Origin of the sequence: Streptomyces durhamensis, assembly GCF_000725475.1 — a bacterium.
GTDB lineage: Bacteria > Actinomycetota > Actinomycetes > Streptomycetales > Streptomycetaceae > Streptomyces > Streptomyces filipinensis.
In genome coordinates this window covers 58,614-71,018 of record NZ_JNXR01000001.1, presented here as the reverse complement: position 1 = coordinate 71,018, position 12,405 = coordinate 58,614, and the positions used below count along the sequence as shown (strand labels likewise).

8 protein-coding genes are annotated in these 12,405 nt (G+C 67.2%); all 8 read right to left on the bottom strand.

All coding sequences use genetic code 11. From position 1 onward, the window contains the following. Positions 1-944 precede the first annotated feature (944 nt). The 8 genes from IO33_RS50215 to mreC all read right to left on the bottom strand — a co-directional run bounded on the left by IO33_RS50215 (position 945) and on the right by mreC (position 12,306). Complete coding sequence (locus IO33_RS50215) at positions 945-1,688, bottom strand: hypothetical protein (protein ID WP_157857777.1); 744 nt, start codon at positions 1,686-1,688, stop codon at positions 945-947. Positions 1,689-2,154: 466 nt separating this feature from the next. Further along, complete coding sequence (locus IO33_RS0100290) at positions 2,155-2,646, bottom strand: DUF4365 domain-containing protein (RefSeq protein WP_031158647.1); 492 nt, start codon at positions 2,644-2,646, stop codon at positions 2,155-2,157. Between the two features lie 797 nt (positions 2,647-3,443). Then, positions 3,444-5,414 carry a TIGR03960 family B12-binding radical SAM protein gene (locus tag IO33_RS0100285; protein ID WP_031158645.1) on the bottom strand — a complete coding sequence of 657 codons (1,971 nt, stop codon included), beginning with the start codon at positions 5,412-5,414 and terminating at the stop codon, positions 3,444-3,446. 70 nt (positions 5,415-5,484) lie between these two features. Then, the gene (locus IO33_RS0100280) at positions 5,485-6,984 is read right to left on the bottom strand and encodes a CYTH and CHAD domain-containing protein (RefSeq protein WP_031158643.1); all 1,500 of its coding nucleotides are present in this window, start codon (positions 6,982-6,984) and stop codon (positions 5,485-5,487) included. Between the two features lie 113 nt (positions 6,985-7,097). Beyond that, entirely contained in the window at positions 7,098-8,297 is a 1,200-nt protein-coding gene (rodA, locus tag IO33_RS0100275; protein WP_031158640.1) for a rod shape-determining protein RodA, read from the bottom strand. Then, a complete protein-coding gene (mrdA, locus tag IO33_RS0100270) occupies positions 8,294-10,546 on the bottom strand; it encodes a penicillin-binding protein 2 (RefSeq protein ID WP_031158638.1) in 2,253 nt (750 codons plus the stop codon). Before mrdA ends, rodA begins: the two co-directional genes overlap by 4 nt. Before the next feature lie 114 nt (positions 10,547-10,660). Continuing rightward, positions 10,661-11,338: a rod shape-determining protein MreD gene (mreD, locus tag IO33_RS0100265; RefSeq protein ID WP_031158636.1), complete on the bottom strand. Its 678-nt coding sequence runs from the start codon at positions 11,336-11,338 to the stop codon at positions 10,661-10,663. Positions 11,339-11,352: 14 nt separating this feature from the next. Further along, a complete protein-coding gene (mreC, locus tag IO33_RS0100260) occupies positions 11,353-12,306 on the bottom strand; it encodes a rod shape-determining protein MreC (protein WP_031158634.1) in 954 nt (317 codons plus the stop codon). Positions 12,307-12,405: the final 99 nt, after the last annotated feature.

Below are 12,405 nucleotides of genomic sequence, written 5' to 3'. Positions count from 1 at the left end.
GTCCGCTTGCCTGGAGATAAGCGCCTAGCCCGCGCCCGCGCCCGCACCCTCGGCACTGTTGCATTGGCACCAGCAGTCGGGCATCTTGGCGGGCTTCTCACCTTGACCAGTGTCCTGCGTACGCGACACTTGAGGAGGTGCATACTCTCCGCTCGCAACGTTTACGTTTACGATGATTGATTGCTGGCCCAAGCGCTCTTGGTTTTTGGTCATTACGACTCCTTTCGCCTCCGCCCAATCTCAGACTAAAGCACCCGTCTAGATAATGGGCCGCTTTTAACCCTAAAGGGCGATTCTGATGCGCTGTATGGAGCAACGTCTGCTTGAGTAGGCGTAGCCGTCACCTGGAGCGTGCTCCAACCTTTAATGCGCATCGGTGTCGCACAGCTAGATGGCTAAGGGAACGAGTCGGCTTGGTCGTTATTGCTGTGTCCAGGGCGGGAATTAAACGTTCAATCCGGTGGGTGGTCTCGGAAGCTGACGCCCTCGCAGGTTCCGCACCCAGCCCCGGAGGACAGGGGGCGAGTGAGGATGAAGTGGTTGCTTGCGCTGGCTGCGTCGGCGCTTCGAGTCCTCGCTCGTCGGCGCCGCTGAGGTTCTGTCGGACGGCGCTGCCGGGCCTTGGGAACGCCCACATCGTTGTCGATACGCGTGACTGCGTGACACCCAAGTACGGGCTTGGCGCTGCGGAGCCCCCACGCGGCTGATTACAACTTGCTTTGCCTCACTAAGGCGGCTCGCTCTGCTCACCACGAGGTCCGGCGCTTGGCCGGCCAGCGCTCTTGTCTCCGCCCCACTCCCGTCCGGCCCGCGCCCCGTGCCGTGCGCACAGCATGCAGCCACCGATGCCAGGGAAGGTAACGTCGCGACTGAGGCAGAGCTCGCCAACCCTACGGGTTTCCGCCCAGGGGTGGCCGTACAGCAAGATGGGTGTCTCTTGCCAGTCAGAACATCTCGATCTGATCCGAGCTGACTTCCTGGCGCATGCGTCGGGAAGACTCATACTCGTCGAGGGGGCCCAACGTGCGAATCACTGTCGCGTCGTAGAGCCAGCTGAGATTTCCCTCCTTTTCCAGGCGCCCACTCACTTGAATCGCGAGGTCCTCCTCATGGGCCCTGATGGCCTCGTGATAGTCCTCGTCGTCTGCGAGCCTTACTCGCACTTTTCTTGGGCCTGCTGATTGAAGGGAATCGAGACCGAACACGCCGGCGCCGCCAGCTTGCTTCTTAGCCAGCAGATGCACTCTCCCGGTAACCGAGATCTGCATCGTTTCCTGATCTTCCGCAAGCCTAATTGCAGCCTGGGTGAGCGTAGGAACATCCGTAGCGCGGAATTCGAAGTGGCTTTCTACGGCAGTAGGTGGCGCGGATGCCTTATCCCACTCGATCGTGATATCCGCTTCATCGGCGTTTGCCGCGATACCGAGAATGGCGTTAGTCATCTCGTATGAGATGCCGTCGACTACACCGCTCTCAAATCCTGCCAAAGAGCCACTTGAGCGATAGTGATCGAGCGCCTCAACGGTTGCTCCTACGGCATGTGCGACCGCTTCGTTGACTGTGCGGAGTCGAATGGCTCCCGGGTCCCAGGATGAGGTGAGAGAATCAGCCGAAGGTTTTAGGCTGACTTGGTCATCGGGTGGCGCCAAAGCCGTAACGATATAGCTTCCAGGCGCCGACTGTCCCATCATTACATGGTCCAAATACCTGCTAGCAAACCGTCCATGGCGATTCACGAAGTGACGCTCCGGCCCCAAGTAGTACTTCGCTCCAGCCAAAAGAGTCCTTCGAGCCGACTCAATGAGCCGCTCCCCGTTCCGCCACGAGATTAGACCGCTCGGAGCGCTTGACTCTTTCCTGAAGCGGAATTCATCCGAAGCCGATAGAGCTAGACGGGGGTAGAGTGAGCGCGCCCAAAAATCCCTGCGATGGGCCAACTGAAGCAACGCCGAGTGCATGAGGCTCGGATAGTCGACGGCTCTTTGATCGAGAGGGATTAGAACGCTGGATGCACCTTGGGTTGAGTCCGCATTTTGCGGCGGAGCGTATCGCGCGTAGATACCTTCCCGACCTCCCACTTTCTGCCAGCCGAGGTCTTTGAGGACTACCCGCAGTCTGTTTGGATCGACATTCTCAGGGATTGTGGCCTCGGCTTCATTCATCAAGCGACTCACCCCTGTCCTGCCTTTCCATGATAGCTATTAGGGCATTTGCATCAAAAATATTGTCGGTTGGGACATCGATCACCGGTTTCACCAATTTTGAGGTCTGTCCCTCTAGGTGTGTCCAGTAGCATTCGCGCTTAACGAGTAGACCGCCGTTTACCACCTCTGTCCACCCCATCTGCTCGTATGGCACGGTCATAACGATGAGGATCTTCTTGGGGTACGAACGGGTGGCGGAGAGGCCTTCGAAATACTCGCGCTTGGAGAACCGGTACTGAAATGACTTGGTGTCGCGGTCTGGGACAACCTGCGTCGTGCACTTCAGTTGAGCAAAGAGCAGCCCTTCCTGCTCCAAGTGTGTAGCAGCAGGGCGGATAAACTGGACATCAACGCCAAACGTGTCTTTGCCGATGACTTCTGCTGAACAGCCAGCGCTTGCTGCCACGCTGGAGACGTAGCCCTCTTGGAGCTGCTCCATCATCTTCGTAACGGTTCGCGGATGTACCGCCTTGATGTTCTGAGCCCGGGACTTGGTTCCGCTGCCCACTCTCGACAAGCCCCCCACGCGACGCACCCCCTACTCCGCCTGCCAGCAGGGTAGATCAAGTGTTTTGTCGCCGGGAGTGGTTGAGCAACCATCATGCATCGGACGTTAGCTCGCCCCACTGACAGTGGCCCCGGCCCTCCCAGGCCGCGCCCCTGGCTTACTGAGAGGCAGTGGCGCCCGCGTGAGCCTCTGACGGCACTGGAGGTGCAGTTTCCGGGGAGGCACGAGGTACGTACTTGCGCAGCGTTGCCTCCTGCTGGTGGTCAGTTGATCTCAGCTTCAGGCTGGACCGTGCCAGTTTGGGCCGGCTTCGCCACCTCGCGATGCTGCAGCAGGGACGTGGGACCCTCTGTCCAGCGTCTTACCGCGTCACTAGAAGGGCAGAGTCGGCTGGGGGCCTGGCTGGAGCGGAGCAAGCAGCCTTGCGTTGGGGGGCTCCGCAGTTGCACAGGACGGACTCACACGCCACCGCCCACCAACGGGCCCTCGCATCAGTAGAGGGGATTCGGGATGCCACACGGTCACCCGCAAGTCTGGAGCGGCCTCAGACCCACTCCACCTCGGAGACGATATGCGGGGCGCTTCGAGGAACGGGCAGCGGTGTCCGTGTGCACGCCGACGGCGCCGACGGGCGAGGGACCGAAACGCCGACCGCAGCCAACGCAGCGGCCATCTCTTCGTCGCTCACCCCCGCCAGCGCCTTAATCACCCGATCGAGTGCCTCGCTCACGTCAGTGTGCGTGACCACTCGAAGTGGGCGCCTGGCCTGCGTTCTTGACCGTCAAGGGCAGCAACTTCTTGCCGGTCGGGCCGATTTGTATCCGAGTGTCCATCTGGGGGCAGACCCCGCAGTCGAAGCAAGGGGTCCAACGGCAGTCCTCGACCTCTGTCTCGTCGAGGGCGTCCTGCCAGTCCTCCCAGAGCCAGTCCTTGTCCAGGCCGGAGTCGAGGTGGTCCCAGGGCAGGACCTCCTCGTAGGTGCGCTCGCGGGTGGTGTACCAGTCGACGTCCACGCCGAACGGCTCCAGGGCCTTGTCGGCGCAGGCCATCCAGCGGTCGTAGGAGAAGTGCTCGCGCCAGCCGTCGAAGCGGCCGCCGTCGTCGTAGACCGCGCGGATGACGGCGCCGATACGGCGGTCACCGCGGGACAGGAGGCCTTCCACGATGCCCGGCTTGCCGTCGTGGTAGCGGAAGCCGATCGAGCGGCCGTACTTCTTGTCGCCGCGGATCTTGTCGCGGAGCTTGGCCAGGCGGGCGTCCGTCTCCTCGGCGGAGAGCTGGGGCGCCCACTGGAAGGGGGTGTGGGGCTTGGGGACGAAGCCGCCGATCGAGACCGTGCAGCGGATGTCGTTCGAGCCGGAGACCTCGCGGCCCTTCTGGATCACGTGCGTCGCCATGTCGGCGATCTGGAGGACGTCGTCGTCGGTCTCCGTGGGCAGGCCGCACATGAAGTACAGCTTCACCTGACGCCAGCCGTTGCCGTAGGCCGTGGCGACCGTACGGATCAGGTCCTCCTCCGAGACCATCTTGTTGATGACCTTGCGCATGCGCTCCGAGCCGCCCTCGGGGGCGAAGGTCAGGCCGGAGCGGCGGCCGTTGCGGGTCAGCTCGTTGGCCAGGTCGACGTTGAAGGCGTCGACGCGCGTGGAGGGCAGGGAGAGGCCGATCTTGTCGTCCTCGTAGCGGTCCGCGAGGCCCTTGGCGATGTCACCGATCTCGGAGTGGTCCGCCGAGGACAGCGAGAGGAGGCCCACCTCCTCGAAGCCCGTCGCCTTCAGGCCCTTCTCGACCATGTCGCCGATACCCGTGATCGAACGCTCGCGCACCGGGCGGGTGATCATGCCGGCCTGGCAGAAGCGGCAGCCGCGCGTGCAGCCGCGGAAGATCTCCACCGACATGCGCTCGTGGACCGTTTCGGCCAGCGGGACCAGGGGCTGCTTGGGGTACGGCCACTCGTCCAGGTCCATCACGGTGTGCTTGGACACGCGCCACGGGACGCCGGAGCGGTTCGGCACGACGCGGGCGATACGGCCGTCGGGGAGGTACTCGACGTCGTAGAACGCCGGGATGTACACCCCGCCCGTCTTCGCCAGGCGGAAGAGGACCTCCTCGCGGCCGCCGGGGCGGCCCTCGGCCTTCCACTCGCGGATGATCCGGGTCATGTCGAGCACGGCCTGCTCGCCGTCGCCGATGATCGCCGCGTCGATGAAGTCGGCGATCGGCTCCGGGTTGAAGGCCGCGTGGCCGCCGGCCAGGACGATCGGGTCGTCGATCGTGCGGTCCTTGGACTCCAGGGGGATTCCGGCGAGGTCCAGGGCGGTGAGCATGTTCGTGTAGCCGAGCTCCGTGGAGAAGCTCAGCCCGAACACGTCGAAGGCGCGGACCGGCCTGTGGGTGTCCACCGTGAACTGCGGGACGCCGTGCTCACGCATCAGCGCCTCCAGGTCCGGCCACACGCTGTAGGTGCGCTCGGCGAGGACGCCCTCCTGCTCGTTGAGGACCTCGTAGAGGATCATGACGCCCTGGTTGGGCAGACCGACCTCGTACGCGTCCGGGTACATGAGCGCCCAGCGGACGTCGCACTCGTCCCACGGCTTGACCGTGGAATTGAGCTCTCCGCCGACGTACTGGATGGGCTTCTGCACATGCGGGAGCAGTGCTTCGAGCTCCGGGAACACCGACTCGGCGGCTTCGGCAGGCATCTCGCGAACCTTCGTGAGCTGACAGGGGTGACCATCAAGCGTAACCCGCCCGGCGGGCTCCCCCGTACGCTCAGCCGGACGCCGTGCGCCTGATCTCCTTCCACAGGCCGGGCAGCTCCGCCTCGGCCTGCGCCGCCCGTGCCTCCTCGCGGCCGTACAGGACCCCGTACGCGAATGTGCTCTCCCCCGCCGCGTGCGCCACCGCGGACAGCTCCCGCAGGGTCAGCCGGGTCATGACACTGTCCTGGTGCTCGCCGAGCAGGGTGGTGAGGGACTTCATGCCCTGGGTCAGGGAGCGGGCCGGTGTACCGAGGGCCGGGGTGGCCGCCTCGGCCGCGTACCGGGTGCGTTTGGCCTTCTTGCGGGCCTCGTGCACGGCGATGTCGCGTTCCTCACCGGGCGGCGCGCCGATCGCCTGCTCGACCAGCGCGGCGAGGGCCGCCAGGTCCTTGTCGACGGCCTTGGCGAGCACCTTCTGCGGCTGTTTCCCTGCGGCCTTTCGCACCGGGGGGTCGGCGAGCAGGGTGTCCAGGGTGTCCAGCAGGGTCAGATAGCGGCGGGAGTCCAGGACGGCGGTGATATGGGCGTGCGCTCCGCCGTGCCGGGCGTCGGCCCAGGCGGCGAGGCGCTCGCGGACGGGGCCGGTGACCAGGTGGGGCGGGAGCGCGTCCAGGGCGGCGGTCAGGCGTTCGGCCATGACCTCCTGGTCGCGGTCGAGGCCCAGCTCGCCCGCGAGCCACTTCAGCTCGGCGCCCACGGGGTCGGTGACGGCGTGGTCGAGGACGGAGCGGAAGCTGCGCAGGGTGCTGCGGGCCCGGCGGGTGGCGACCCGCATGCGGTGCCCGGAGTCGGGCACGTCCCGGCGGACCGCGGGGTCCAGCTCGACCAGTACGTCCCGCTGGGCGCGGAGATAGGCGAGGACGTGGTCGCCGGCCGTCCTCGGTGCTGCGTGTTTGTTCTTCCCGGGGCGGTGGCCTCCCGTCTCCTTCAGGGCCCGGGCGAGTTTCGACGGCGCCGCCGAGGGGCGTACGCCCGCCTTGCGCAGTCGTTTCTCCACCAGGTCGAGGAAGGCGGGGTCGCCGTCGTCGGCCAGTTCCACCTCGATCTCGGTCCACTGGGCGGCCCCGCTCCCGCCGGCGAGCCGCTCGGCGGTCACGGCGTCGACACTCGCCTCGGCCAGCAGGGTGCCGTCGGCGTCGACCAGGTGGCGCACATCGCGGGCGGAGCGGAGCCGGACCAGCGGGACCAGCTCGGCGTCCCGGACCCGGGAGCGGACGAGGGCGGCGATCTCCTCGGGGACGGTGTCGGAGAGCGGGGCTCGGATCTCGTCCCGCACGCCGGGGGCGACCGGGAACTTCAGGTGCCAGCCCGCGTCCGAGCCTCCGGTGCGGCGGCGCAGGGTGAGGGAGGCCGCGGCCAGACGTTGGTCGGCGGTGTCGTAGTAGGTGGCGTCGAGTTCCGCCAGGCCCTTGTCCAGGACGGCCGCCACCCCGCCGACGCCGGTCAGGTCGGGCAGCCCACTGTCGTCGGACTCGTACTTGCGCTCGATCTCGCGTTTCGCATCCGCCATGAATTGAATCTAGTGGGCCGCGAGGCGGCGCGGCAGGGCCCGTCCCGGGTGAATGGCCGGAAGACTCCCGTCATCCACCCGGTGCACCACCTCTCGGAGCCCCCGCCTCGGGGCTACGCCGACATGGGTCTCTGGACCTTGATCGACTGCAGCAGTCCCACGGCCACCCAGACCGCGAACATCGACGAGCCGCCGTAGGACACGAACGGCAGGGGCAGACCGGTGACCGGCATGATGCCGAGGGTCATACCGATGTTCTCGAAGGCCTGGAAGGCGAACCAGGCGACGATCCCGGCGGCGACGATCGTCCCGTACAGCTCGGTGGAGTCGCGGGCGATGCGACAGGCGCGCCACAGCACCACGCCCAGCAGGAAGATGATGAGGCCGGCGCCGACGAAGCCCAGCTCCTCCCCCGCGACCGTGAAGACGAAGTCCGTCTGCTGCTCGGGTACGAACTGGCCGGTGGTCTGCGAGCCGTGGAAGAGGCCGGCGCCGGTCAGGCCGCCGGAGCCGATGGCGATGCGGGCCTGGTTGGTGTTGTAGCCGACGCCCGCGGGGTCCAGGTCGGGGTTGGCGAAGGCCGCGAAGCGGTTGATCTGGTACTCGTCCAGGATGTGCAGCTGCCAGATGGCGACACAGCCGAGCACGCCGGCGGTGAGCAGGCCGAAGATCCAGCGGTTGGAGGCGCCGGAGGCGAGCAGCACGCCCAGGATGATGGACACCATGGCCAGAACCGTGCCGAGGTCGGGCATGAGCAGCACGATCAGGATCGGTACGGCGGCCAGCCCGAGCGACTGCAGGACCGTGCGGTGGTCGGGGTACGGCTTGTCCCCGGCGTCGACCCGGGCCGCCAGTATCATCGCCATGCCCAGGATGATCGTGATCTTCACGAACTCGGCGGGCTGGAGCGAGAAGCCGCCGCCGAACACGATCCAGTTGCGGCTGCCGTTGATGGTGGCGCCGAGCGGGGTGAGCACCAGCAGCACCCCGAACAGCGAGACGCCGTAGAGGATCGGCACGGCGTTGCGCAGGGCGCGGTGGCCGAGCCAGATCGTGCCGATCATCAGGGCCAGCCCGATGCCGAGGTTCATCAGGTGCCGGATCAGGAAGTAGTACGGGTCGCCCTGGTTGATCTCGGTGCGGTTGCGGGTCGCGGAGTACACCAGCAGCGAGCCCAGCAGGGACAGCGCGACGGCCGCGCACAGGATGGGCCAGTCGAGCCGGCGGGTGAGCGAGTCGCGCGCGAAGATCCTGGTCCAGCGGGCCCGCTCGGGGCCGTACCGGGAGACGGAGAAGCTGTTCGCGCCGGTCATGAGGGCATCCTCCGGCTTCCCCTTCCGCGGCGCGGCCGCCTGCGGGTGTTGCGGTTGCCCGTGCCGGGCGAGGCCGTGGTGGCGGGCTGCTGGTCGTCCCCGTTGCTGGGGTTGTCCTCCTGGGCCTTCTCGGCGTCCTTCGCGGGGTCGCCGCTGACCTTGGGGTTGATGATCGTGCCGTCCTTACGGACCTTCGGCAGTCCCGTCTGCGGCTTGGGCAGCAGCGCCTTCTTCTTGTCGATGGAGCCGTCGCCCCGGACGCCGTACAGCGCGCTGTAGATGTTGCGCACGGCCTCACCGGCGGAACCGGAACCGGTACCGGCCTGGGAGATCGTCATGATCACCGAGTAGTCCTTGGAGTACGTGGCCAGCCAGCCCGTGGTCTGCTTGCCGTAGACCTCCGCCGTACCGGTCTTGCCGTGCAGCGGGATCTTGTTCTGCGGCCAGCCGCCGAACTTCCAGGCGGCCGTACCGCGGGTGATGACGCCCGCGAAGGCGTCGTCCATGCCCTTGAGGGTGGCCTGGGTGACGGGCAGCTTGCGCTGCACCCTGGGCTTGATCTCCTGGACGGTCCTGCCGTCGGCGCTGATGATCGCCTTGCCGATGGTCGGGTAGTACTCGGTGCCGCCGTTGGCGACGGCGCCGTAGATCATCGCCTCCTGGATCGGCGTGACGAGGGTGTCGCCCTGGCCGATGGAGTAGTTGATCTCGTCACCCTCGCGCATCTTGTTGCCTTCGAGGCAGTTCTCGTAGGCGATCTTCTCGACGTAGGAGCCGTCCTTCTTGCCGCTCTTGCACCAGGCGTCCTTGTTGGCCTTCCAGTAGTTCAGCTTCCACTGGCGGTCGGGGACGCGGCCGGTGACCTCGTTGGGCAGGTCGACGCCGGTCTCCTTGCCGAGGCCGAACTGGTGGGCGGTCTTGAAGAAGTAGTCCTTCGGCTCGCCCTTCTTGGGGTTGATGCCGCCGTCCTTCTTCCACTCCCTGTCGGCGAGGCCGTAGAAGACCGTGTCGCAGGAGACCTCCAGGGCGCGGCCGAGGGAGATCGGGCCGAAGTTCTCGCCCTCGAAGTTCTTGAAGACCTGGCCGCCCACCGAGTACGAGCTGGTGCACGGGTAGCCGCCGTCCCAGACGTAGCCGGCGTTGACCGCGGCGGCCGTGGAGACCACCTTGAACGTGGAGCCGGGTGCGGCCTGACCCTGGATGGCCCGGTTGAGCAGTGGGTAGTCGGAGTCCTTGCCGGTGAGGGCCTTGTAGTCCTTGGCGGAGATGCCGCCCACCCATACGTTCGGGTCGTAGGTGGGCGCCGAGGCCATCGCGACGATCCGGCCGGTCTTGGCCTCCATGACGATGACGGCGCCGGAGTCGGCCTTGTAGTTCTCGCCGGTGATCTTGTCGTACTGCGTGCGGGCGGCCTTCATCGCCTTGTCCAGCTCGTACTCGGCGACGCGCTGCACCCGGGAGTCGATGCTGGTGACCAGGTTGGAGCCGGACTCGGCCGCATCCGACTTGGCCTTGCCGATGACCCGGCCGAGGTTGTCCACCTCGTAGCGGGTGACGCCGGCCTTGCCGCGCAGTTCCTTGTCGTACTGCCGCTCCAGCCCGGAGCGGCCGACCATGTCGGAGCGCAGATAGGGCGAGTCGGTGTCCTTGGCCTTCTGGATCTCGGCGTCGGTGACGGGCGAGAGATAGCCGAGCACCTGCGCGGTGTTGGACTTGCCCGGCCCCGCGTAGCGGCGCACGGCCTCGGGCTCGGCGGTGATGCCGGGGAAGTCCTCGGAGCGCTCGCGGATCTGCAGGGCCTGTTTGGGGGTGGCCTCGTCGGTGATCGGGATCGGCTGGTACGGCGAGCCGTTCCAGCACGGCTGGGGGGTCTTGGCGTCGCACAGCCGGACCTTCTGGATGACGTCCTCGGGCTTCAGGGCGAGGACGCCGGCCAGCTTGGTGAGGACCGCCTTGCCGTCGTCCTTCTGCTTGAGCAGGTCGGTGCGGGAGGCGGAGACCACCAGGCGGGTCTCGTTGTCGGCGAGGGGCACGCCGCGGGCGTCCAGGATGTCGCCGCGCACGGCGGGGTCGACGACCTGCTGGACGTGGTTGCCGGACGCCTCCTTCTGGTACTGGGCGCCCTCGCGGATCTGGAGGTACCACAGCCGGCCGCCGAGCGTGCCGAGGAGGGAGAGGACGAGGATCTGGATCACGACGAGCCGGATCTGGACCCGTGGGGTCCGCCCGGTCTCGGGGATGTTGGTCACTGCGGCTGTCCCCCTCTCAGTGCGGCGATGCGAGTACGCGTACGAATGATGAACGACCAGCCTGTGAGCCCGCGTTCCGCGCCGGCTGACCCGTTCGGGTGAACTCCGGGCCACTCACAGCCGCTTGACCCCCTTGATCCGGCCGACCCGCGCGGAGCGGGTGCGGGCCTTGGCCTTCAGCGCGCCGAGGCCGCCGCGCTGGCTGCCGATACGCAGGCCGGTGCCGGAGGAGAGCCAGCCGCTGGAGATGTCGCCGGCCTTGGCGGCGGGGCCGCTCTCGGCGAGCGGGTCGTTGTCGGCGCGGCGGGCCAGCCACATGATCCCGGGGACCACGAACGGGGCGAGCAGCAGGTCGTACAGGGCCGCCGAGAACAGCAGCCCGGGCAGGCCGACATGACGGGCGGCGGTGTCCCCGACCAGTGCGCCGACGCCCGCGTACAGCAGCGTGGAACCGATCGCGGCGGCGACCACGACGGCCATCGGGCCGGTCGCCGACTTCAGACGGCCGTTCTCCGGCCTGATGAGTCCGGCGAAGTAGCCGGTGACGCACAGCACGAGGGCGTAGCGGCCGGCCGCGTGGTCGGCGGGCGGGGCGAGGTCGGCGAGCAGGCCGGCGCCGAAGCCGACGAGGGCGCCGCCGACATGGCCGTACACCATGGCGAGGCCGAGGACGGTGAGCAGCAGCAGATCGGGGACGGCGCCCGGCAGATGCAGGCGGGCGAGGACGCTCACCTGGATCACCAGGGCCACGACGACCAGCGCGCTGGAGAGCAGGATCCGGTTGAGGCGCATGGAAGAGTCAGCTCCTACTGCTGCTCGTCGGTCGTGTCGTTCGTCGTACCGTTCGCGTCGGCCGAGGGCGTCACGGTGACGGTGACCGTCGGCGTCGGGACCGGTTTGGGCTTGGTCGGCAGGACCTCGTCGCGCGGGTCCTTCTTCGGGGCCTGGACGACCACGCCGACGATGTCGAGCTTGGTGAAGCCGACGTAGGGGGTGACGTAGATCGTGCGGGTGAGGCCGCCGTTGGAGGGCTCGACCCGGGAGACCACACCGACCGGCACGCCCGGCACGAACGGCCGGTCGGCCTCCGAGCCGAAGGTGACGAGCCGGTCGCCCTTCTTCACCTCCGCCTTGCCGTTGAGCAGTTCGACGCGCAGCGGGCGGTCGCCCTGCCCGGAGGCGAAGCCGAGTTCGTCGCCGCCCTCCATGCGGGTGCCGACGGTGAAGTCGGGGTCGTTGGCGAGCAGCACGGTGGAGGTGTCGGGGCCGACCGTGGTGACCCGGCCGACGAGCCCGTCGCCGTTGAGGACGGTCATGTCGCGCTTGATGCCGTCGTTGGCGCCCGCGTCGATGGTGATGGTCCAGGAGAAGCCCTGCGCCGCTCCTATGGCGACGACCTGGGCGCCCTTGATGCCGTACTGGCCCTCGCCGGCGATCTTCAGCATCCTGTCGAGCTGGTTCAGGCGGCTGCGGTTGCGGTCGTCGCTGCCGAGTTTCGCCTTGAGGGCCGCGTTCTCCTTCTCGAGCGTGGCGAGGCGGTCGTGCCGGCTGCCGGAGTCCCGGATCGCCGAGACGGCGTTGCCGACCGGGTCGACCGCCGAGGCCAGCCCGTTCTCGACCGGGCCGAACACCGCGGCCGCGGCCTGCCGGGCACCGTCGACCGGGGAGTTCCTGCCCCCGCGGATGTCCACCGTGATCAGCGCGAATGCGATGGCAACCAGCAGGACCAGGAGCAGCCGGCTCTCTTTCGTGTCCCTCACGTGCGGCGGCCGTGCCCTTCCTCAATAGGAATTCGGGGGCTCCTTTGCGGGCGCGATATGCGAAACGCAAGCCCTGGGGGCCCATTTGGGGAGCTTATG